Here is a 22,913-nt window from a genome sequence, read left to right as displayed (position 1 = left end):
TCTGTTCTCCTCTTGTCAGATGTCCCTCAAGGCCGACCGTCACCGGTCTGCGCCACGTACCAGTCCAGAATCTCGTCGCCGGCCGCCGCCCCCGCGGAGGCCGTGGTCAGACAGTGCGGCGAGGTGAAGCCCGTGAGGTGCAGCTCTCCGTGCGCCGGCCGGATCGCCGCGTGCGCCGTCCGGAGCATGTCGGCGTCCAGCAGGGAGTCCCCGCCGGCGACGACCCGGTCCGCGCCCAGCCGCTCGGCGGCATGCGCCACCGCCGCGGCCTTGTCCAGCCCGGTGGGCAGAAGATACAGCTTCCGGCCCTGCAGTGAGACCCTCCAGCCGTTGATCCGCCCCCAGCCGGCGGTCTCCTCGGCGAAGTCCGTCAGCCACGGCTCGCGGACCTTGACGGTGAGGTAGATGAAGAAGTCCTCGACCGCGCGGACCGCGTCGAAGCCGCGCTGGTCGCGCCAGCGCTGCGCCTCCCGCCACACGTCGTCGAACGACGCGCCGCCCGCGCCGAGGCGGCCGCGCACCTGCCGCTCCCAGGCCGGGTCGGACTCGCCGTCGACCAGCAGGCGGGCGCCGTTGCACACGACCGCCGCCGCGGGGCGCCGCCCGGGCAGACGCAGCCGCTGGTACTGCTCGACGGAGCGGGTCGTGGCGGGCACGACCACGCCGGCGTCGGCGAGCCCGGTCCACTGCCGCACGACCCTGGTGGTCATGTACGCGTAGATCCGGTCACCGTCGACGTCGATGGGCACGAGGTCCTCGTCCGCGGGGCGGACCGGCCCGTGCGACATCGCCTTCTCGGAGAAGATCACGGTCCCGTCGAGGTCCGTGGCGACCACGGTCGTCATTGCGTGGCCCCCTCGAACCCTCTGGGCCCCTTGGGGCGGATCAGGCCGACGCACGCGTAGGGCAGGTCGGCGACCTCGTCGACCGGGACGCCGGTGTCCTTGGCGAGGAGCAGGATGTGGCCGAGCTCGGCGTGCGCGTCCGGGCGGATCAGGATCCGCCACGGGGAGCGGCGCAGCAGCACCCGGGTGGTCTCGCCGACGCCGGGCTTGAGCAGGTTGATGTCGTCGAGGCCGTACTCGGCGGCGAGCCGCACCGCGATGTTCCAGCCGCTCCAGTCGGGGGTGCGGTCGGTGGCGGCGAGCACGGGCCAGTCGGCGGCGACGCTGGCGGCGACCGCCGGGAAGTGCGCCTCGACGGCGTCGAGGAACAGGTTCGACACGTCGCCGGGGGCGAGCTCCCGGTAGAACTTCGCGCCGTGGAACTGGCCGGGCCCGATGTACCGGTCGTTGAGCACCGTCCGCGACACGAGGCCCGACACGGTCGAGTTGAGGCAGGCGGACGGGATGAGGAAGTCGTCGCGGGTGCCGAAGATCTCCGTGCAGCCGCCGGGGTCGGCCAGCACCGCGAGCGTCGGGTCGAAGGGCAGCCCCGCGACGGCCTCGCGCAGCTCGCGGCAGATCGCACCCTTGCCGGTCCACCCGTCGACGAACATGACCTGGGCCGGGTCGTGGTGCCGGGCGAGGTGCCGCATCGCCTCACCGTCGATGCCGCGGCCGCGCACGATCGACACCGCGTAGTGCGGCAGCTCCACGCCGTGCGCGAACTGCGCCCAGCGGCGCATGAGGATCCCGACCGGCGTGCCGGCCCGGGCGAGGGACACGAGCACCGCGTCCGACGAGCGCGCCTTGATGACCAGCTCGGTGACGACGCCGACCGCGTGCGCGACCCGCGCCGCCGACGCGGCCAGGGCCTCGTGGAACAGCTCGAGGTACTCCCCCGTCGGCTGGTACTCGATCGGCAGCGACTCGGCGTAGTGGCCGGCCTTCGCCTGCATCATCGCCTCGCGCTCCTCCGCCGGCGCCTCCAGACTCACGTGCGAAAGGTCGGTCAGCAGCCAGCTCACCTCGGACGCGGCGTAGGACGAGAAGTCCGGGCCGTGCAGCGGCGGTGGGGGTTGGACGTTCACCGGGTACCTTCCTGCGGATCCGTTGCTCGGGTGACTGCCGGCCGGAGGTCCGGGATGACCACGACCGTGACACCTTGGCAGACTCCGCGCAGCGCCGCCACCAGCCCCCCGTCCTCCCACAGTGCGGGAGAATCGCCGGTCCGGTCGACGACGAGCACGATCCGGTCGAAGCCGCGCACGTTGTACGCGAAGCGGGGCTTGTCGGTGTCGGTGCCGTCGTGCGCGGCGAACGTGAGCCTGGTGCGGATCGCGTACCCGGGCGTGTCGACCGGCAGGACCGGCGAGCGGGTCGTGGAGGAGAAGCGGACCGGCCGGTGCCGGGCGAGCGCGCGGGCCAGCAGCAGCGGCGCGTACATCAGCTCCTCGCTGCCCAGGACCAGCACCGGCGCGTCGGAGTTGCCGGTGGGCAGCCCCGCGGACACCAGCGACGCGAGCCGGTCGGCGGTGTCCAGCAGCGTGGGGCGGTGCACGGCGGCGAACCCGTGCCGGCCGCCCTCGGGCAGGCCGGCCGGCCACTCGGCGTCGATCCTGGTCACGGGGGCTTCGCCGGGTCGCTGCGGCGGCTGCGGTACGTCCAGCGCCGCCACCAGGTCCCGCCCGCGCTCGAGGGCGTCGCCGGGCAGGAGGGCCTCACCGGCGGCGAGGGACACCACGTCGATGCGGGTGCCGAGCTCCTCGCCGAGCGCGGCGAAGCCGGTCCGGTCCGCGGCGGTCCGCAGGTCGAGCAGGGCGGCGACGACGTACCGGTCGCGGGGGCGCACGGCGTGCAGCTCGCGGATCGTCGCCTGGGCGGTGCGGCCCGTGGTCAGCTCGTCGTCGACGAGGACGAGCGGGCCGTCACGGTCGAGCCAGTCGGCGTCGGCGGGCAGCAGCAGGTGCTCGGTCGCGTGGCTGTGCGCCTCGTCGAACCTGCCCAGCAGCGCCACGCCGGGCACGGACCGGCGGGTGGAGTGCAGGTAGTCGGCGTCGGCGAACGTGTCGGCGACGACGTGCCCGAGGGAGGTGGCCGTCTCGGCGTACCCGACCACCAGCGGCGGGCCGTCGGGGACCTTGACCTCGTCGAAGTCGCGCGTGTCCCAGCCGGCGGCCGGGTCGGTCTCGGCGCCCAGGACGGCCGCCGCCCGCAGGCCGAGCAGGCGCCCGGCGGCGTAGATCGTGTGCGGGTCGGCGGGCACGTGCTTGCCGAGGACCTGCGACACCACCAGGTGGGCGCGCCGCGGGTTGCGCCGCACGGCGAGCCCCGCCAGGTCCGCGACCCGCGGGCTGCCGCCATCGGCGTCGACGAGCCGGACGTCCAGCCGTTCCGTCACCCACGTGCCGGACCACACCTCGCTCACGCCACCGGCTCCCTGCTGCTGACCGACGCCTCGAGGAAGTCGACGAAGTCGAGGCCCTCGGCGGCCACGCCGAAGATGTCGGCGCGCACCAGGGTCCGCTCCGCCCACGACAGGTGCGGCCGGACCTCGTTCATCTTGTTCATGTAGACGCTGCGCAGCACCCCGCCGCCGCCGTCGCCGGCGTAGTCCTCGCAGATCGCCTTCGCGTCGCAGTACTCCTCGTGGCTGACGACGCTCAGCGCGTGCACGGCCGCCGCGTGGCTGGGGTGGATGACGGTCTTGCCGACCATGCCGTTGGCCTTGTCGAGCACGATCTCGCGGATCAGGCCGTCCAGGGACTGGCGCACCAGCTTCGTGCGGAGCATCGGGTCGTGGTCCTCGAACGGCGTGACCCGCAGCTGCGGCTTGAGCACCCGCTCGCCGCCGGAGAAGTACTCCCACACCGGACCCGTCACCTCGTACCCTGCTCCCGCGGTGGGCGACCCCGGGCCGCCTCGGCCGCCCCAGCCGCCCCGGCGGGCCAGCACGTTGACGATGTCGGTCAGGATGCCGGCCACGACGTTGACGTCCCACGCGGTCAGCTCCGCCGTCCGGCGCAGGGCGTAGATGCTGCTCAGATCGGTCGCGCCGACCCTGACGGCCAGGACCCGGTCGCGGTTGCCATCGAGCATGTCACGGACGGCGAGCAGGGTCGGCATCCGGGTCTCCGCGTAGGCGATCTCCGGGGTCTCGAGGACCGGCATCGCATACAGGGGCAAGCCGCTGCCGTCGGCGATCTCCCGGACCGCCTTCAGCCCCGCCTGGCCGGACTCGTCGGGGCGGAACTTCGGCAGCACGAACCCGCTGAGGATCCGCAGATCGTCACCGAGCCGGTCGGCGAGCCGGTAGATTTGGTCGGCGTGGCGGACCCGCACGAAGACCAGCGGCCCGCCCGCCTCCATGCGCGCGAGCAGGCGCAGCTGGTGCGCGAGGTTCAGCTCGGCCTCGTCGACCTCGCTGTCGCGGATCGAGTCCTCGAGGCAGCCGACCATGCTCATCACGCCCTCGGCGTGGCAGCGCAGGATGTCCTCGGCCAGGCGCGGACGCACCGCCGGGGAGTACAGGGTGGCGCCGAGCGCCATGGCGAGCACTTCAGGGGGACTGTCCTGGAAGAACGTGGCAGGCAGCCGGTGGAACAGCGCCCCGGCGGACAACCCGTCCAGGTGGGAGAAGTAGCGCACTCGGTGTCCTTTCTTCTCTGACCCGGGCGGGACTGCGTGCTGCGGTGCCGCCGCGCGACCTGGACCTTAGGTCAGGTTTGTGAATTCGAGCGGCATAGACCTGAAAACCCCCGTGGCGGATATCGGACTGCGTGAGTCTGCGGTCGCTGCCCGTAACGGACCGGTGGGTACGGAACCGCGGGCCGTCCGTCCGTGTGGATGGGCGACCCGCGGCGGTGGTGCTGGGACCCGTCAGGGTCAGACGTTGATGCCGAAGTCCCGGGCGATGCCGGCGAGGCCGGACGCGTAGCCCTGACCGACGGCGCGGAACTTCCACTCGCCGCCGTTGCGGTAGAGCTCGCCGAACACCATCGCGGTCTCGGTCGACGCGTCCTCCGACAGGTCGTAGCGGGTGAGCTCGGCGCCGGTGTTCTGGTCGACGACCCGGATGTAGGCGTTGGACACCTGGCCGAAGGACTGCGAGCGGCCGTCCGCGTCGTAGATCGACACGAGGAAGGCGATCTTGCTCACCTCGGCGGCCATGCCGGCCAGGTTGACGTTGATCTGCTCGTCGTCGCCCTCGCCCTCACCGGTGAGGTTGTCACCCTGGTGCTGGACCGTGCCGTCCGGCGACGCGAGGTTGTTGAAGAACACGAAGTGCTTGTCCGAGAGGGACTTGCCGGACTCGCCGCAGATGATCGCGCTGGCGTCCAGGTCGAACTCGGCGCCGGTCGTGGTCCGGACATCCCAGCCCAGACCGACGGACACGGCCGTCAGGCCGGGCGCCTGCTTGGTGAGGCTGACGTTGCCGCCCTTGCTGAGGCTGACTCCCACGAACTCCTCCAACTACTCGGTATGCGGGGCATCCCCCGCTGTTGCAAATGCGGTCCGAACCGTCCGGACCATTTCGAAAGGCCGCCATGAACGTGCCGACTGCCGCGAAAAGAGTCGCAGATCAGTGGAGCCGCCGACGACAGGAGCTATCGATTGCACCGGAAATTCATGTGCGAGTGTAGTGGCTGCCCCCAAGCCCCTGATCAACCTCCCGCACGGACCCGGCCCCGCCGGGGGCCGGCACGGTCCACGTCGTCGCAGGTCACGGCCGAGCTTACCGATCGGGAAGGCAACGGCGGCGGCGCTTGGCGCAGGCCCGCGGGCGTTGCTGCGAATTCGCTGGGAACCCGGGCGGACACCCGGTCAGGGGGTGTCGGCGGGGTCGGGAGCGTCCGGCGTGGCCTGCGACGGGTCGCCGCCGCGGCCCGGGCGCCAGCCGGCCTCGTTGAGGCGGCGCAGCCGGGCGACCCGCTCGGTCAGGTCCGCGGTGATCTCGTCGGGGCTGGCCCCTTCCTCCATCGCCGCCGACCGCGCGGTGCGCAGCTCCCGGTGCAGCAGCTCGGTGATCCGGTCAGCCGGCGGGTCCGTGGGCGGGGTGGCCATGCCCCTATGCTCCCAGACCGGCGCCCGAAGGGTCAGCCGCAGCCGGGGACCGCCACGCGGACGCCGGTCCGGCGGCCCTCCCACCGGCGACCAGAAATGCCGGCCAGGTGCAACCGCGCATGACGCCCCCTCCACACTCGGTCCTCGGGCGCGCCCTCACGGCCCGGATGTTCTTTGACGGACGGCACGCGAAATCACATTGACCATCGACGATCACATGACCTCAAGCGGGCGAACCGTACGCATTGGCCGGCACCGTCGGTCCCGATCCACCGCAGTGGCGGCCCCGCCGCCCGGGCAGGGTCGTTCGTTCATGAACGGCGGAAGGCGATCCGTTGACGCCGCGGTGCCGATCGACGGAACCGGTGGCCGAAAGGCCGAGCCGCACCGGTCTGATCGATCTCCGATTCGCCGGTTCGTGCCGTTCCCTTGCAAATATGCAATGCCAGACTGGCATGTGCGTGCAACACGACGATTCGGCGCAGCATCACCTCACTGCCTGCCCGCATCACGCGAGCCTGGAAATTGTCGAAGGGGAATCGTCATGCCTCGACTTCTGGCGACGGCGGCCGATGAGGTCCGCAGCCTGGCCAGGCTCGGGACGCTCGCGACGACTGTCGCAGGAGCGGACGAGCCGGAGCGCCTCCGGCTGACCGGCGGCGCCTACTCGGTGGTCTACCCGGTCGTCTACACGGGGCTCACCCAGGGCATGGAGCGCAGGCGCGGTCACCCGGCGTGCGCGGTGTCGGTCCGACACCTGGCCGACGACTGCCTGGACCGCTTCCATGACGACGTCGAGGCGGTCGTCCACGACGTCGTCCGGCGCGCGACCGCCCCCATCGACAACCTCGACGCGTGGATATGCGGCCTCATCAACTCCGCGACCGTCAACGGGCATCGCCGCCGGCGCGGCGAGATCGGCGCCCTGCAGCGCCCCCGCGCCCCGAAATGGCTGGTCGACGGGCTCGGCGGCGACCGCTGGCTGGTCCACCTCGCCGTGCAGATGCTCAACTGGGTCGGCAACCCGGTCACCGCGGGGACCAACGTGTGGCCCGTCGACAGCTGGACGGCGCTGCGCTGCCGGTTCACCGGCGACTGGGACGGCTCCGTCGACGTGCGCCACGACATCGAGGCGGTGCTGCGGGTCATGCGGGCGAAGCGGGAGTGGTACGAGCGCTACGTCGAGGGCCCCCTCGGGCACAAGCACGTGCCGGTGCCCCGGTACGCGCCGGAGTGCCCCGCCGGCGACCAGGACACCCCCGCCCTCAGCCTCATCGACGTCGGCGAGCGCGACGACCTGTACATGCGGGAGCTCGCCCACCTGGCGATGACCGCGATGCGCACCCGGCTGCGGGCCGGCGAGGACCCGGCCACCGTCGTCGCCGAGGTCATCGCCGTCGCCTTCGGTGACGGCGCCGTGCCCACCCTGGACGGCGGGCCCCGCCTGAGCGACACCGCGGGCGACCACGTCGGCCGCATCCTGCGAGACCGGGGCCGCATCCGGGACATCGTGGCCGCGGTGCTCGCCGTCGTCGAGGACCTGTAGACACACCGCTCCCTTCTCTGCGACGGACCGGTCCGTCAGAGAGCGCCGAACCGTGGGCGGCGAGGATGGGAGCGACGGCATGGACGACGAGACGCGGCGGGAGCGGTCCGCGGCCACCTTCCTCGGGGGGACGCGCGCCGTGCGCACGGTGCTGCTGTACGAGCCGGCGGGGCGGGACGAGCCCGGTGCCGGGGACCCGCCGCAGCCGTCGTTCCGCCACGTCGCGGCCGGCGGCTCGTTCGCCACGACGCTCCGCCGGCACCTGGGCGACGCCGGCCAGGTCAGCCACGGCATCGTCACCGACGACCCCGCCGACTACGGCACGCTGCGGCCGGCGCAGCTCTTCGGCGCCCCGCTGTGGTCCCCGCCCCCCGCGGCCGCTCCGCCCCTCGCATCCGCCCCGCCGGTCGCGGCCGTCCCGCCGGTCGCGGCCGTCCCGCCGGACTCCCCCATGTCACCGCCACCGGGGCCGCGCATCCCGGGCGGGGCGCTCGCGGGCGGCGGGCCGGCGACGACGCTGACGCCGGCACTGGTCCGGGAGCGCGTCGCGGCCCAGCCGGGCGGTGCCGCGATGCTCCTGGCGCTGGTGTCCGCCCTGGACCGGGCCGGCGAGCCGGACGCGCCGGTGGTCGTGCTCGTCGGCTCGGAGGCCACCCGGATCGTCGAGTGGATCGCCGCCGGCACGCTGCTGCTGCCGCCGGCGCGGGCCCTCGCCCTCGGCTTCGAGGTCAACGCCGGCGACCCCGCCACCGCGGGCGTCCCCGTGGTCGGCGTCGACCCCGCCACGGCCGCCGGGCTCACCGGCCGCGGCTACGCCGTCTTCGACCTGGCGGCCGGCGCGTTCCCGGCCACGACGCCGACGGCGCACGCGCTGCGGTGGGTCGGCGGGTTCCTGCAGGACGACCCGCGGGCCGTCGTCGAGGCGCTCGACCTGGCCGCCGCCTGCGGCCTCGAACCGGACGCCGCCGCCGCGCTCGGCCTCGCCGCCGTGCTGCGCCGCGAGCCGGCTCTGCCGCACGCCCCGGCGATCGCCGGCTGGCTGCGCGACGGCCCGCAGGCGCTTCGCCGCGCGTACACCGGCGGCATCACCGACATGTTCACCAGCTCCGTCACGCCATGGCCGCGACCGGTCCTCGAGGCGCTGGACGACGCCGCCGCCGACGGGATCCTGCCGGGGAGGGCCGCCGCCGTCCGGCTGGCGCTGCTGCGCGGCGAGACCGACGCCGCCGCGCTGCGCGCCGAGGTCGCCACCCGCGTGCCGCCCGCGCTGCCCGCCGGCGAGTGGACTACCGCGGACAACACCACGGCCCGCCGGCTCGTCCTCGCCGCCCTCAACGCCGGGCCCGCGCCGCTCGGGTCGGAGGCGCTGCTGCGGGTCGCGGGCCGCTTCGGCATCGACGTCCAGCCGTCCGACCTCGCCGACCGCGGGCGGGACCTCGTCGAATTCTGGGCCGGGCACCCGCGGGCCGGCTTCGACCCCGGGCTGTGGCCATGCGGCGACCGGCTCACGGCGGCGCTCGTCGACGAGCTGACCCGGCGGGTCAAGGCCGTCCCGGTGCGCCGCCACGACATCGCCGCCGGCTGGTGGCGGTGGCTCCTGCCGCGCATCGCCACCCTGGAGCCGCCGCTCGCCGAGGCCGTCCTCGCCGGCGCGGTCCGCGACGACGTGGACGGCGCCGAACGCGCCGCGCTCGTCGAGCACCACCTGACCGCGGCGGCCCACGACCCCGACCGGTTCCTGTCGACGGCCGCCGCCCTGTGGAGCCTGACCGACCCGTCCGTGGACGAGCTGCGGCTGCTCAAGCGCCTGGCGCCGGCCGGTGTGGTGCTGCCGGCGAAGACCCTGGAAGGGCTCATCGGCCGGCTGGTCGGCGACGCGCCGCTGGCGCACGAGGACGTGGACGTCGCCCACCGGCTCGTCGACGCCGGTCTGGTCCCCCGCCACCGCCGGCTCTTCCAGCTGCTCGCCGACGACCGCGTCCTGCGCGCCGTGGTGCGCCGCCTGACCACGGCCCCCGCCGGTCCGGCCGGCCGGCCGCTCGGTGACGGGCCGGTCGTCGCGCTGCTGCACGAGCTGGAGGAGCTGCCGGCCCGCCTGGTCATGCTGCACTCCCCGGGCGTGGCCGCCGCCCTCGCCCGCAGCGCCCCGCCCCGCGAACTGCTCGCGGTCCTGCGCCGCCACCCCGGCGTCGTCGAGCACTACGTCACCCTGCTCAGCGACCTGCTCCGCAAGCCGGGCGACGAGCGGCACGCGGTCATCGCCTACCACCTCATGCACAACAACGACAGCCGCGGCCTCCGCCCCGTCCTGACCGCCCCCGTCCTGCGCTGGGCGACCCGTGCCTCGAGCCGCCAGCTGCGCCGCGGCGGCGAGCTCATCGCCGGCTTCGGCCCCGCCTGGTCCGCGTCCTGGGCGGCCTACCTGGAGCACGTCCGCTCGCAGCGCCGCATCTGCCGCCTCATCCACCCGTTCGGCAACCACTGACCCCGCCCCGGCCTGACCCCGCCCGGCCTGGGGGCGTCACCGGCGGGTGCGGAGGGCGGCCAGGTTGCCGGCGGCGAGGAGGGTCAGCAGCGTGACCGCGAGCCAGAAGCCGGGGCCGGTGCCGACCATGTCGCCGGGTGTCCTGCCCTCCGGCAGGCGGCTCTGCCCGGCGACGGCGGCGGCGAGCCGGTCGGTGACGAGCAGCTGACCCGCGACGAGGGCGAGGGCGGCGAGCCCGGCGAGGACGGCGGCGGCCACCCGGCGGCGCCGGTCCTGCGCGAGCCCGACCGTGACGGCGAGGACGGCACCGAGCAGCAGGAGTCCGGCGATGTACGACGGCTGCGGCGCGAGCCGGTCCGGCCGCCGCTCGCCGTCCGGGCGGAGCTGGTCGGACGCGACGTCGGGGGTCCCGCCCGACGCGAGGTCGAAGCCGGTGTAACTGGTCGTGCCGCCGGGCTTCGCGCGGCCGTAGCCGTCGGGGAGTCCACAGGAGACGGTCGCGAACGGCAGCGCGAAGCACAGCAGGATCAGCAGCACCGTCGCCGGGCTCAGCCACCTGCGCCGCAGCGGAGTGGCCGCCGGTCCCGCCACCGGCGGCGGGGACGCGGCGGGGGCGGCCGCGGCCGGCGGCGCGGTCGCGTGGAGGGCGCCCTCGGCGACGACGGTCTCGGGCCGTTCGACCGTGGTGGGCGCGACGCCGAGCCGCGCGTGCAGCAACCGCGCCAGCGACGGCAGCCGGCTGCCCCCGCCGACGAGCAGCACCTCCGCCGGCTCCCCGCCCCCGGCGCCGGACGCGGCGACGAGGTCGGCGGCCAGCTCGGCGACCGGGGCGAGGAGCGGGGTGGCGACCGACTCCAGCTCCTCGCGGGTCAGGTGCGGGTCCGACGGGTAGCCGGGGACGTGGACGGGGGCGACGCTGAGCCGGGACAGGCTCTCCTTCGCCGCCCGCACCTCCTGCCACAGCAGCAGCCGGTCGCGGCGGTCGGCGGCGGTCACCGGCGACTCCAGCCGCTGCCAGGCGGCGGGCGCGGCCGCGGACACCACGGCACCCAGGACGCCGACCAGCGCGGCGTCGACGTCGAGGCCGCCGACGTCCAGGCCGCCCTGCGCCACCACCTGACCGTCGCGGACCACGGCGAGGTCGGCGGTGCCGGCGCCGAGGTCGACGACGAGCAGCGCGGCGCCCGGCGGCACCGGGGAACCCGCCGCAGTCAGGTACGCGGCGGCGGCGAGCGGCTCGCTGACCAGGTCCACCGCGCCGAGCCCGGCGCGGGCGGCCGCCTCGGCGAGGACCTCCCGCCGCGGCGCGCCCCACCCCGCGGGCACGGTCAGCACCACGTGACCGCCCGGCGCGCGGGCGGCGACCACGCGGAGGACCGCGGCGAGGGCGTCGGGGACGGCGACGGCGTGTGGGCCGAGCAGGACGGTGCCGTCGTCGATGCGGCGCTTCGGGTTGGGTTCGAAGGCGGCGGGGTCGGCGCGGGCCAGGCGCTCCGCGTCGAGGCCCGCGACCAGGGCACCGTCCGCACCGGCGTGGACCCCGGACGGCAGCTGCTCCCGGCCGTCGAACAGGACCGGCCGCACCCGGCCGTCGGCGCCGCACACCACCGCGACCGTGCTGGAGGTGCCGAGGTCGATGGCGAGCCGGTCCACGACCAGCAGCGTACGCCCGCCGCCCATCGACCGCCGCGCACGCAACGACCGCGGGACACCCACCGGCCATCGGCGCCGCCGCGCACCCGACCGACGCGGGGCACCCGCCAGCCCTCGGCCGCCGCCGGGAGTCCGGCGCGGGCGGCGCTACACGATGGCGGCCAGCTGGGTGGCGACCTCGTCGGGGTGCGGGCGGGCGGCGATGCTGGCCTTGAACCTGCCGGCGGTCACCCGCAGCCCGTAGTCGGACAGGAGGCGGTGCAGCTGGTCGGCGGTGATCGCGGACGCCGACATCGCCCAGCCGGCGCCGGAGCGCTCCACCACGCCCGCGTTGTGCCGGCGGTCGCCGGGGCCGGGGACGACCAGCTGCGGGACGCCGGCGGCGAGCGCGCCGAGGACGGTGCCGGCGCCGCCGTGGTGCACGACGGCGTCGAGGGTCGGCATGAGCGCGTCGAGCTGCACCCATCCGGTGGTGTACACGTTGCCGGGCAGCGGATCGGGCAGCCCGCGCTCGGGCCGGACGAGGAGGATGTCGGCGTCGACGCCGGCCGCGACGGCGACGATCGCGCGCATGATGCCGCCGCTGCCCGGCCCGTCCACGGTGCTGCGGGTGACCGCGATCCGCGGGCGCCCCCCGGCGGGCGGCAGCGGCGTGACCGGCTCGCCGCCGGGGCCCGCCGAGCCGCCCGGACGCACAGCGCCGCCCACGCCGGCGGACAGGCCGCCCAGGTCAACGGCGGAACCGCGCAGGTCAGCGAACGGGCCGCGCGGGTGGGCGAACGAGCCGGTCCGGTTCGGGGACGCCCCGACCGGCAGGCGCCGCATCGGCAGGCCGGGCCGCTCCCCCACGAGCTCGGCCGGCGCGATCTGCACCACGGCCGCCGGGTCGGGCAGGCCGTCGACGTGGTGCCGGCGCAGCGCCGGCCCGGCGGTCACGGCGGTGAGGACGGCGCCGTCGAAGAGGTTGTTCTCGTGCCGGACGGCGGGCACCCCGCGCCGCGCGGCCACGACCGCCCCGGCCACCGCGAGGGGCTCGTGCACCACCAGGTCGGGGCGGAACCGGTCGGCGGTCGCCGCGGCACCGTCGACGAGCTGCTCGTTGACGGTGCCGAACAGCAGCCCGACGCCGCGGGTCCCGCCGGTGCCGGCCAGCTCGGCGCGCGCGATGAACGGGTGCCGCAGCATCGTCCGCCGGGCGATCCGGGCGAAGGAGAAGCCCGGCGCGACATCGACGACCGGCAGCTTCGCGGTCCGTCCGGCGGTGAGCGCGTCGGCGGCGGTGGCGATCAGCACGTCGTGCCCGGCCCGGCGGAGCGCCTCCGCGAGCGGCACGAGCGGCAGCATGTGGCCAAGCAGCGGCGCGGACACGAACAGCACACGCATGAGGTGGACTCTAATCGATCTCCTCGGATCGCAGGTCCCGGATGGTGCGTTGGGCCGCTTCGAGCTGGTCCTCAAGGTCGATGATGCGGCACGCCGCCTCGAGCGGGGTGCCGCGGTCGCACAGCTCGCGGGCGCGGGCGGCGAGCCGCAGCTGGTGCCGGGAATACCTGCGGTGCCCGCCGTCGGAGCGCAGCGGGCTGATGAGCTTCAGCTCGCCGAGACGGCGGAGGAAGTCGTGCGAGACGCCGATGATCGCCGCTGCGCGGCCCATGGTGTAGGCGGGGAAGTCGTCGTCGTCTAAAGGATGGTCCGAGGGGGACACGTCACCTCCGCGTCGAGGGCCCCGGCGCTTTCGCGCCGGGGCCCAGGGTATTGGGTCGTTACACCATCTACCGACACGAATGCCGGATTGTCATGTCCACACCTGCCGCGATGTGCGGCAACGGTGCGGGGATCGCATCTGCCAGACCGGAGACCACCTCTCGTTCGATGGATACTGCGGTGCTCGCCGGACCGTGTGCACGGTCCACAGCGGGCGATCCAACGGTGTGAACCCTCCCCTTTCTCTCGTCGTTCCCTTCCAATCGTGCCGGACGAGTCGCAGCCAGTCGCGGCTCTGTCCCTTCACCCTCGGAGGGGTGGCATCGTCAGCGTCGTTTTCCGACTCTCTTGACCCCAGTAACGCTACCCCCGCCCACCACGAAAATCTAGCGTCGACGTACCAGGTTTTCTGACTTCACTCATGGGGGTTCACTGACGGCGAACCGCTGACACGAGCCGCCGGGCAGTGGTACAGCCCCACCGCGGCGAGGTGGCCGTCAGCCGGCCACGCGGTAGGCCTGCCCGGCAGGGGTCGCTGTGGTGCCGTCCTTGTACAGGCCGTAGGGCAGCGAGTCGCCGACCGCCGGCAGGGAGAACCAGGCGTAGCGCTCGATGTAGGACGTCGCCTGCATGCGGGCGGTCGTCGCGGTGATGAACGCGGTGATCTGCGCGGTGTTCGGGAACTTGGGCGTGCCGGAGAAGTTCATCAGGCCGTACTCGGTGACCCAGATCGGCAGGCGGTACCGGTCGTACACGGCCTGCAGGTAGCCGGCGAACTGCCCGGCGGCGGCGTCGCTGAAGTCGGAGCCGTACCAGTGCAGGGTGATGAAGTCGACCCGCCGGTTCTGCTGCCGCGCACCGGTCATGAAGCGGTCCAGCCACCCGCCCGGGGTGTTGCCGCCGTACGCGACGGCGGGGCTGCCCAGCCGCATGCCGGTCGACTCGAGCCGCGGCCACAGCGAGAGGGCCTGCTCGACGGTCATGTTGGCCTGCCCGGCCAGGTCCGGCTCGTTGAAGCCGAGCAGCACCTTGCCCTCGCTCTTCGCCTTCGCCAGGGTCGCGTCGGTGACGTTGGCGGCGCCCCAGATCATCGGCACGAACTCCGCGGCGGCGGGCATGCTGTCGTTGCTCGGCGACCAGTTGTAGTACCAGCCGGCGCCGACGTTCGTGACGGCCTGCGACAGCCCCGGGAACTCCCAGGTGCTGACGCCCTTCTTCTTCGCCGTCACCGGCGGCTGGGACGAGCCGGGCGGGGTCGTCGGGGTGGTCGGGGTGGTGGTGCCGCCGGGCAGCTTCCAGGCCTGGTTGGCGCCGCCGGTGCAGGCCCAGATCTGCAGGCGGGTGCCGTCGGCGGAGCTGTTGCCCGACGCGTCCAGGCACTTGCCGGAGTTCGGGTTGACGAGGCGGCCGCTGCTCGCCGTCCACCGCTGCGCTCCGGTGCCGTTGCACGCCCACAACTGGACCTTGGTGCCGTCCGCGGTGCCGGACGCGGCCACGTCGAGGCACTTGCCGAGCGCGCGGACGCTGCCGTCAGACTCGACGGTCCACTGCTGCGCGCCGGTGCCGTTGCAGGTGTACAGCTGGACCGCGGTCCCGTTGGCGGAGTTGGCGCCGGCGACGTCGACGCACTTGCCGCCGATCCCGGTGATCGGCCCGGCGGTGGCGGCAGCGGCGTTGGTGAGCCCGAAACCGAGCCCGACCACGCCGAGCGCGGCGACGGCGGCGGTCGAGACGATGAGCGCTAGGGTCCGTCGGCGGACGGTCCGGTGGAGCTTCATGCCACTCAAGCTCGCCGATGCGAAAATGCACGTCAAGCCGGGAGACCCGACTTCATCAAAGTCTAAGACAAACTTGAGAGAGCGCTCTCCCACCCGTGGGGACCGGGGATCCGCACTGTCCGGCGTCGCCGCCGCAACGCCGGACAGCGGTCCCGGGATCAGCGCCGCGGCAGCTGCCGCGGCGCCTGCGGGATGCGCGGCTGGACGAGCGGCGGCCCGGCCGCCACCAGGTCACCCTGCACCGTCCGCAGCGACTTCTTCGGGTTGTACGAGGCGTCCCACAGGCACCCGAGACCCTCCGGCGGGTTCTTGAACCAGCCCGGGATCCACGAGTACCTGTCGGTGAAGCCCCACACCGTGAACGACAGGCAGTGCCGGTTCATCAGGCACGCCTGCAGCAGCACGTGGTAGTTGTACGCGGCCGCCTGGTCCCGGGCGCTGACGTCGGCCCCGGGCACCGGCAGCGTGGGGTCGGCGGCGTTCTGGGTGAGGCTGCGCGCGTCGACCTCGGTGAGCGCGACCGCGAGCCCCAGGTCGGTGAAGCGCCGCAGCGCGTCGGCCACCTGGAAGACGTCGTAGTTGCCGTACTGCGTGGCGAGGTGGCCCTGGCTGCCGACACCGTCGATCGGGACGCCGCCTGCGCGCAGGCGCTTGACCAGGTCGTAGACGAACTGGGTCTTGTCACCGGCCCCGCCGTCGCCGAACGCCTCGATGTTGTAGTCGTTGTAGAACAGCAGCGCCTTCGGGTCGGCGGCCCGCGCCGCCCGGAACGCCTCGGCCAGGTAGTCCGGGCCGAGCAGGTCGGCCCACTTCTGCTTGAACGACCCGGCGTTGCCGCCCAGGTGGATGGCGCTGGGCGTCTCCCACGGGTCGCTGACGGCCTCGTTGACGACGTCCCACTGCCAGATCCGGCCCTTGAAGTGGCTGACCACGGCGGTGATGTGCTGCTTCAGCAGCGCGCGAAGCTGCGGGCCGTCGATCGAGCCGTCGTTGATGCCGGCGCTCAGCCAGCCCGGCACCTGGCTGTGCCAGACCAGCACGTGCCCGCGCACCAGCTGCCGGTTGCGCACGGCGTTGTCGATCAGCGCGTCGGCGGGGCCCCAGTTGTACGTGCCGCGGGTCGGCTCCAGGCTCTCCCACTTCATCGCGTTCTCGGCGGTGACGGTCGAGAACTGGGTGTCGACCATCGTCTTGTAGGTGGCGTCGGCCGCGTACGCGGCGGGGTCGACGGCGGTGCCGAAGTACAGCCCGTGCCGCGCGGCGAGCGAGCGCAGCGTCTGCTCCTGCGGCTTCGCCGGCGTGGCGTCGTGCGCCGACGCCGCGACGGTGCCCAGCGAGCCGACCGCCACGACGGCGAGGACGCCCGCGTGCACCAGTCTTCGCAATCGCATGCATGCTCCGTTTCAGGGTGAACCGTCGGGCGCGACCGCCCGGCCGGTGGCGGTGGAGATCATGCCGGCGCGCAGGCCGCGGGCGGTGAGGTCCGCGACGATCTGCGGCACGGCGTCGATCGCGGCCTGGTGGCCGTCATGCATGAGCAGCACGCCGCCCGGCTGGAGCGTCGAGGCGGCCCGCACGATCCGGTCCGTGCCCGCGCCGTTCCAGTCCTGCGAGTCGACGCTCCACAGGACCTCGGTCAGCCCGAGCCCGGATGCGACTGCCTGCAGGGCGGCGTTCGTCTCGCCGTACGGTGGCCGGAACAGCCTCGGCGTGGTGCCGGTCGCCCGGCGGACGGCCCGCTGGGTCCGCGCCAGCTCCGAGGTCATCCGCACGGTGTCGAGCCGGGTCAGGTGTGCGTGCGTCCAGCTGTGGTTGGCGACCCACATGCCGGCCGCCCGCTGCGCCCGGGCGAGCGCCGGCTCGGCCTGCACGTGCCGGCCGACGTTGAAGCACGTGGCCCGCACCCCGGCCGACCGCAGGGCGTCCAGCAGCGCGCCCGTCGTCGCCGGGTTCGGCCCGTCGTCGAACGTCAGGGCGACGTAGCCGTCGGCGGCGCGGCTGTCCACATGGGTCACGTGCCCTCCGGGTGGCGGGTTGGCGGCGGGGTGCTTCGTTGATATCCGCCGATTCCCGGCCCGGGAATGAATTTCGGAAGCTTTCGAAAGCCCTTGACAGCTACGGTGCGCTGACCGTGCTCTGCTCGATCAGTGCGATGAGGTCGGTCCAGTCCTCGAGCAGCTGCGCCTGGTCGATGCGGGCGAGGCGGCGCTGCGCGCCGCGGCCGGCGGTGGCGTCGGCGAGGTGCCGGCGCAGGATGTCGTCGACCTGGTCGATGGTGGAGTGCTCGCCGAGCAGGTCCTCCGCGTCGTCGAGGTCCAGGTACACGACGAGCTGGGCGCACAGGTCGCGGCAGCGGCAGACGAAGGACGGCAGCCAGCGCTGCGGCGGGCCGCCGAGGTGCTCGACGAGCAGCTCGAGGTCGAAGTGCAGCTCGTCGCCGCCGTCGGTGCGCACCTGCCACGGTGGCGTCGCGATGAGCCGGTCGGACGGGTCGGCGGCGGCGTGCCTGGCGAGCGCGGCCGTGTCGGGGAAGAGCAGCAGCCGGCCGTCGGGGTCCGCGGCGAACACGTGCTCGAACGCGTCACCGCCGTGCAGCTGCCCGCGCAGCGTGACGCCCTGCAGGCTCGGGGTGACGAGCTCGATCAGCTCGACGTTGACGAGCACGGTGCCGGCGGACCCCGGCGGCGCCGTCCAGACCGGCCCGTCCGGCCGCGGGACCTGCCATGACTGCTCCCCCTGCCACGCCGGAGGCTGCCCTTGTGGCGGCTGCGGCAGGTGTACGGGCGGCGCCGGCCACTGGTGCTGCGGCGGCACCCACTGCCGCTGCGACGGGACGGGCGCCTGCTGGGGCGGGACGGGCGGCTGCTGCGGTGGGAGTTGCTGCGGTGGGGCCTGGTGGTGCGACCATCCCGTGTGCTGCTGCCATCCGGGCGGCTGCGGCTGTCCGGGCGGCACGGGCCCCGGCTGGACCTGGCCCGGCATCGGCTGCGGCGGACCGGACGTGGGCAGCGGCTGCGGCGGGCCGGACGTCGGCGCCGGGTGCTGCCACGCCGCCGGCGCCTGCGGGGACAGGGGCACCGCGCCCGAGGTGTCGCCGCCGGAGATCGGGACGGGACCCGTCCAGCCGATCGGGCGCTGACCCGCCGGTGGGCCGGCGGGCGGCAGGCCGGTCACCATCGGGTCGATGCTGCCGGCGGCGACCACCAGCTCAGGCTGGTCGATGATGGTCGGCGCGATGCCCAGCGCGCGGTGCAGCATCGTGGCGACGAGCGGCATCCGGCTCGCGCCGCCGACGAGGATGACCGCGCCGAGCGGGCGCAGCGGCACCGGGCACTCGGCGAGGGTGGCGGTGACCGCGGCGACCGTCCGCTGGATCAGCGGCGCGGCGAGGCCGTCCAGCTCCTCGCGGGTGAGGATCTGGTCGGTGTCCAGCAGCGGGAGGTAGAGCAGCGCCGAGCTGGTCCGGGAAAGCATCTCCTTGGCGTTGCGGACGTCGTCCCACAGCTGCCGGCGGGCGGCGCGGTCGGCGACGGTCGCCGGGTTGTCCAGGCGGGCCCACAGCTCGGGCGCCCCGGACCGGCGGCGCAGCAGGTCGACGATCGCGGCGTCGACGTCCTGGCCGCCGGTCTCGTCGAGGCCCGCGCTGCACAGCACCTCCATCCCGCCGGTGCCCGGGCCGCCGCTCACCGGGCCGTGGCGGACGACGGCGACGTCGAAGGTGCCGGCGCCGAGGTCGTACACGAGGAGATCGGCGGGCGCGGGTCCGTGCCGCCGCAGGTGGAACGCGGCCGCGGCGACCGGCTCCGGGACGAGCCTGACGCGGGCGGGGTCGAGGCCGGCGGTGGCGGCGGCCCGCAGGAGCGTGGCGCGGCGGCCGGGGCCCCACGCGGCGGGGTGGCAGATGGTGGCGCCGGTGACGCCCGTGCCGCCGATGCGCCGCGCCTCGGTGACGACGCGGTGCAGCAGCGCGCCGAGCAACGCCTCGACCGTCACCTCGGCGCCGAGCAGCACGACGCCGTCGTCGATGCGGCGCTTCGGGTTGCCTTCGAAGCGTTCGGGCCGGGCGCGGGCCGCGTACACGGCGTCCCGGCCGACGAGGAAGTCCCCGGCGTCGCCGGCGAGGACCGCGGACGGCAGCAGCGGCGCGCCGTCGAAGAGGACCGGCTCGGGTGGCCCGCCGTCGCGGCGCAGGAAGGCCACGGTGCTGGACGTGCCGAGGTCGACGCCGAGCTCCACCGCTGACCCCGCTCCTCCCCTGTGCCGTCCGACCATCGAAGTCGCGGACCCCGGCGGGTGTCAAGCCACCGGGCGGGCGCAGGACCCCGCCGGAGCGGTCGGCCGGGACCGGGCGCGCCGGAGCGGTCAGGCGGGACCGGACACGCGCCGGATCAGGTCGGCGGTGGTGATCGGGTCGACCCGGGTGCTGGGGACGGTGCACGCGTGCGCGCCGGCGACCGCGCCGTACCGCGCGCAGGTCGCGGCCGGGGCGCCGGCGAGGTGGCCGTACAGGAACCCGGACACGAACGCGTCGCCGGCGCCGTTGGAGTCCACCGCGGGCGCGGGCAGCTCGGCGACGGGCACGTGGACCACGTCCGGTGCGCCCCGCTCGAGCAGGTACGCCCCGTCCGCGCCGGCCGTCGCGACCGCGATCCGCGGGCGGCCCATCGCGAGGACCCGCCGCAGCGTGCCCGGCACGTCCGGCAGCGCCGCCGCCGACATGAAGACGATGTCCGCGCCGCGGGCGAACTGCTCGTGATACGCGTTGACCCCGTCCCAGTCGTGCAGGTCGGTGGAGACGGTCACGGGCAGCCCGGCGAGCACCTCGACGGCGTGCTGGCACGGGTGGGTGATCGACACGTGCACGTGCCGGGCGGATCCGGCGAGCGACAGCAGCAGCTCGGCGGGGAAGAGGGCGGCGTCGTCCTGGCGGCTGCCGTCGTAGAGCGACAGGCGCCGGCCGAGCGGGTCGACGAGGTTCACGGCGCGCTTCGTGCCGGCGGGCGTCGGCACCGCCACGAACCGCACGCCGCGCCGCTCGTGCAGGTCCCGCACCAGCCGGCCCTCGGGGTCGTCGCCGAGCACGTCGAGGTGGGTGGTGGGCAGCCCCAGCGCGTGCAGTCCGAGGGCGACGCCGTCGCCGGTCTGCCCGGCGCGGGTCTGGATCGCCGGCACCAGGTAGCTGTCGGCGAACGGCAGCGGCAGGCTCGGCACGGACACCACCGTGTCCACCCCCGCCCCGCCCAGAACAAGGATCATGCCCCCGACCCTAACGCCGGGGGCACGAGCGACCATTAGCGCGGGGCGGTCCAGTCGGTGGCGACGCGGCCCAGCCGGACCCGCTGCGGGTGGTCACCGACGGCGACCGAGGCGACCTTCTGGCCCGTGGCGAAGCTGATCGCGGTGACCTGGTCGGCGCCGGACTCGGAGATGACACAGTCGCGGCCGTCGGCGCTGACGGTCGCCCAGTACGGCTTGCTCGCCGTCACGAGCGGGCCCGGCGTGAGCGTCGAGCGGTCCACGACGGTGGCGTAGTCGTCCATCGTGCCGGCGACGCAGACCCTGCTGCCGTCGGGGCTCATCGAGAGGCCGTGGTGGCGGGAGTCGTTCACCCACGTGGTGCGGTCCTCGCTGGTGGCGGGGTTCTTCGGCAGCGTCGCGATCCGGGTGATGCGGTCGGCGGCGACGTCGTACTCGACGAACCCGTTGAAGAACGACACCTGGAAGTACAGGGTCGACTCGTCCGGCGTGAACACGGCCGGGCGCACCGCGTCGGACAGGTCCGTGCGGCCGTACGCGTCGAGCCGCTGCCGCATGTCGATCACCTTCGCGGTCTGGAAGGTCGCGGTGTCCACGACCGTGATGTGCCGGTCGCCCTTCGTCCAGTCCAGCCACGGGTCGTCCAGCGCGGTGTTGACCTCACCGATCGACATGTTCCACAGGAACCTGCCGCCGGCGGTGTAGACGTTCTCGTGGGGTTTGTCGCCGGTACCGAAGGACCCGACCTGCCGCCCGGTCACGATGTCCAGCACGTGCACGGTGTTGGAGGTGGAGGCCGACACGGCGACCCGGGTGCCGTCGGGCGAGACGGCCATGTGGTCGGAGCGGAACCCCGACACGGGGAAGCGCCATCGCAGCGCGCCGGTGCGCAGGTCGATCGAGACCACGTCGGCGAAGCTCGGCCGGGACACGACGAGCGCGGAGCCGTCGGGCGTGGTGTACATGTCGTCGACGAGCTGGTCGTGGCCCTCGCCCGGACCCTGCTGGACGCCGAGGTAGAAGGCGAGCTTGACGGGGTTGAGGTAGATCTCCCACAGGCGCTGGGTCTTGTCCGGCACGACGTTGATCCGGCCGAGTCTGGTGTACGCGCCGCTGGGCCGGATCACGTCGACCGTGCCGTCCCAGTTGTTGCCGACGAACATCACCTGCTGCAGGGCGGCGGCAGCGGCGGTGGGTACTGCGGCGGTAACGGAGGCGGCGATCGGCACGAGGGTGGCGGCGGCGACGAGACCGGCGACGAGCGCGCGGCGGGCTCGCTGGAGTGTCACGGGGCTCTCCTGACGGCGGGGGGCGTTGTTACCTTGCGGTAACAGAAAAGCCGCGGTACAAACGCATCGATAGTCGTCAGAGTGCAACGCCCGGCGGGTGGATTGTGCGCGGGCCACAACGGCGGGGGGCGGGACGATGTCGCTGGGGCCGCTGCTGCGGGACATGGCCGGGGACCCCGGCATCGTCGACGAGCTCGTCGCCGCGGCCCGGGCGTGCTCGGCGGAGGTGGCGCGGCTCCCCGAGGAGGAGAACCGGCGGCACATCGCGGTGCTGTTCATGGCCGGGCTCGCCGCGTTCGAGCGGCTCACCGATCCCAGCGCCGACGACTTCGCGGAGGCGACCCGGCTCGGCGCGGACCGGGCCGCGCAGGGCGTGCCGCTCAGCGCGCTGCTCAGCGCCGTGCAGGCCGGCCGCACCCGGGCGTTCGAGATCGCGGTGGTGCGCGGCCGGGCCGCCGGCATCCGCGACGAGGTCCTCCTCACCGCGGCGCTGGAGTTCGACCGGTACGCCGGCGCCCTCGAACGCCATGTCATCGCCGGCTACCGCACCGCCGAGCTCGAGCTGCGCCGCGACGGGCACGACGAGCGCGCCGCGCTGCTGCGCCGGCTCCTGGCCGGCGAGCCCGCCGACAGCGCGGACCTCGCCCGCTTCCGCCTGCACCCGGCCGGCCGCTACCACTGCCTCGTGGCGTCCTGCGCGATCGACCAGCGCGGCGGGCTCTTCGGGTCCGTCGACGGGCGGCCCTCCGGGCTGACGCCGCGGCGGCCCGCCGACGCCGAGGTCGGTCCGCGGACACTGGTCGTGGTGTCCCCCGCCGTGCCGCTCGCCGAGGCCGCCGCCGCGTACGCGCTGTGTCTCGACGCGCTGCCCACCGCCGTCCGGGACGGGCGGCGCGGGGTGCACGACGTCACCGGGCTCGCCGCCGGGACCGCGCTGGCCATGCAGCCCCGGCTGGCGGCGATGCTCAGCGACACCCTGCTCGGCGGGCTGCGGCAGGACGACGAGTTCCACCGGGAGCTGGCCTGCACCGCCCTGGCGTACCTCGATCACGGCCAGCGGCTGGACCAGGCGGCGTCGGCGCTGCACGTGCACCCCAACACCGTGCGGTACCGACTGCGCAGGCTCCAGGAGGTCACCGGACTGCCGCCCGTGGAGGGGGTCCTCGACACCGTGCGCGTCTGGTGGGCCCTGCGCACCTGGCTGGACGGCGCCTGACCGGGCTTGACCTTGCCGCAGCGTCAACGTTTCTACTTGAG

18 protein-coding genes are annotated in these 22,913 nt (G+C 74.4%); 3 read left to right on the top strand and 15 right to left on the bottom strand.

The window, feature by feature from the left end; all coding sequences use genetic code 11:
• Window positions 1–26: 26 nt before the first annotated feature.
• The 6 genes from ABD332_RS25010 to ABD332_RS24985 form a co-directional block, all read right to left on the bottom strand.
• Window positions 27–845 (bottom strand): Cof-type HAD-IIB family hydrolase, encoded by an 819-nt coding sequence (locus ABD332_RS25010; protein WP_344504526.1) that lies wholly within the window; start codon window positions 843–845, stop codon window positions 27–29.
• Window positions 842–1,972, bottom strand: coding sequence for a cysteine protease StiP family protein (locus ABD332_RS25005; RefSeq protein ID WP_344504525.1), 1,131 nt, complete (start codon window positions 1,970–1,972; stop codon window positions 842–844). The genes ABD332_RS25010 and ABD332_RS25005 overlap by 4 nt, the downstream gene beginning before the upstream one ends.
• Entirely contained in the window at window positions 1,969–3,309 is a 1,341-nt protein-coding gene (locus ABD332_RS25000) for a phosphoribosyltransferase family protein (protein ID WP_344504524.1), read from the bottom strand. Before ABD332_RS25000 ends, ABD332_RS25005 begins: the two co-directional genes overlap by 4 nt.
• Complete coding sequence (locus ABD332_RS24995; RefSeq protein WP_344504523.1) at window positions 3,306–4,529, bottom strand: HpcH/HpaI aldolase/citrate lyase family protein; 1,224 nt, start codon at window positions 4,527–4,529, stop codon at window positions 3,306–3,308. The genes ABD332_RS25000 and ABD332_RS24995 overlap by 4 nt, the downstream gene beginning before the upstream one ends.
• 237 nt (window positions 4,530–4,766) lie before the next feature.
• A complete protein-coding gene (locus ABD332_RS24990; protein WP_344504522.1) occupies window positions 4,767–5,342 on the bottom strand; it encodes a TerD family protein in 576 nt (191 codons plus the stop codon).
• A 363-nt stretch (window positions 5,343–5,705) separates the two neighbouring features.
• Window positions 5,706–5,945, bottom strand: coding sequence for a hypothetical protein (locus tag ABD332_RS24985; protein ID WP_344504521.1), 240 nt, complete (start codon window positions 5,943–5,945; stop codon window positions 5,706–5,708).
• Window positions 5,946–6,489: 544 nt separating this feature from the next.
• Here ABD332_RS24985 and ABD332_RS24980 point away from each other — a divergent pair.
• A complete protein-coding gene (locus ABD332_RS24980) occupies window positions 6,490–7,491 on the top strand; it encodes a hypothetical protein (RefSeq protein ID WP_344504520.1) in 1,002 nt (333 codons plus the stop codon).
• Window positions 7,492–7,570: 79 nt separating this feature from the next.
• A complete protein-coding gene (locus ABD332_RS24975) occupies window positions 7,571–9,976 on the top strand; it encodes a GTPase-associated protein 1-related protein (RefSeq protein WP_344504519.1) in 2,406 nt (801 codons plus the stop codon).
• Between the two features lie 36 nt (window positions 9,977–10,012).
• On the opposite strand, the gene ABD332_RS24970 is transcribed toward ABD332_RS24975, so the two are convergent.
• From ABD332_RS24970 to ABD332_RS24930, 9 genes are all read right to left on the bottom strand, one after another.
• On the bottom strand, window positions 10,013–11,629 hold the full coding sequence (locus tag ABD332_RS24970) for an Hsp70 family protein (RefSeq protein ID WP_344504518.1): 1,617 nt from the start codon (window positions 11,627–11,629) through the stop codon (window positions 10,013–10,015).
• Window positions 11,630–11,776: 147 nt separating this feature from the next.
• Window positions 11,777–13,012: a glycosyltransferase gene (locus ABD332_RS24965; protein ID WP_344504517.1), complete on the bottom strand. Its 1,236-nt coding sequence runs from the start codon at window positions 13,010–13,012 to the stop codon at window positions 11,777–11,779.
• Between the two features lie 10 nt (window positions 13,013–13,022).
• Entirely contained in the window at window positions 13,023–13,283 is a 261-nt protein-coding gene (locus ABD332_RS24960; protein WP_344504805.1) for a helix-turn-helix domain-containing protein, read from the bottom strand.
• Window positions 13,284–13,830: 547 nt separating this feature from the next.
• On the bottom strand, window positions 13,831–15,111 hold the full coding sequence (locus ABD332_RS24955; RefSeq protein ID WP_344504516.1) for a glycoside hydrolase family protein: 1,281 nt from the start codon (window positions 15,109–15,111) through the stop codon (window positions 13,831–13,833).
• A 158-nt stretch (window positions 15,112–15,269) separates the two neighbouring features.
• Window positions 15,270–16,502 carry an endo-1,4-beta-xylanase gene (locus tag ABD332_RS24950; protein WP_344504515.1) on the bottom strand — a complete coding sequence of 411 codons (1,233 nt, stop codon included), beginning with the start codon at window positions 16,500–16,502 and terminating at the stop codon, window positions 15,270–15,272.
• A 12-nt stretch (window positions 16,503–16,514) separates the two neighbouring features.
• Window positions 16,515–17,126 carry a polysaccharide deacetylase family protein gene (locus ABD332_RS24945; RefSeq protein WP_344504514.1) on the bottom strand — a complete coding sequence of 204 codons (612 nt, stop codon included), beginning with the start codon at window positions 17,124–17,126 and terminating at the stop codon, window positions 16,515–16,517.
• Window positions 17,127–17,226: 100 nt separating this feature from the next.
• Entirely contained in the window at window positions 17,227–19,347 is a 2,121-nt protein-coding gene (locus ABD332_RS24940) for an Hsp70 family protein (protein ID WP_344504513.1), read from the bottom strand.
• Between the two features lie 126 nt (window positions 19,348–19,473).
• On the bottom strand, window positions 19,474–20,367 hold the full coding sequence (locus ABD332_RS24935; RefSeq protein WP_344504512.1) for an adenosine kinase: 894 nt from the start codon (window positions 20,365–20,367) through the stop codon (window positions 19,474–19,476).
• 35 nt (window positions 20,368–20,402) lie between these two features.
• On the bottom strand, window positions 20,403–21,656 hold the full coding sequence (locus ABD332_RS24930) for a YncE family protein (RefSeq protein ID WP_344504511.1): 1,254 nt from the start codon (window positions 21,654–21,656) through the stop codon (window positions 20,403–20,405).
• Window positions 21,657–21,792: 136 nt separating this feature from the next.
• Here ABD332_RS24930 and ABD332_RS24925 point away from each other — a divergent pair, with 136 nt between their 5' ends.
• The gene (locus ABD332_RS24925) at window positions 21,793–22,872 is read left to right on the top strand and encodes a PucR family transcriptional regulator (RefSeq protein ID WP_344504510.1); all 1,080 of its coding nucleotides are present in this window, start codon (window positions 21,793–21,795) and stop codon (window positions 22,870–22,872) included.
• Window positions 22,873–22,913: the final 41 nt, after the last annotated feature.

The sequence above is a fragment of the Dactylosporangium maewongense genome (genome assembly GCF_039531485.1).
Lineage (GTDB): Bacteria > Actinomycetota > Actinomycetes > Mycobacteriales > Micromonosporaceae > Dactylosporangium > Dactylosporangium maewongense.
Note: the sequence above shows the minus strand (reverse complement) of the source record. Positions and strands in the feature narration are given on the sequence as shown.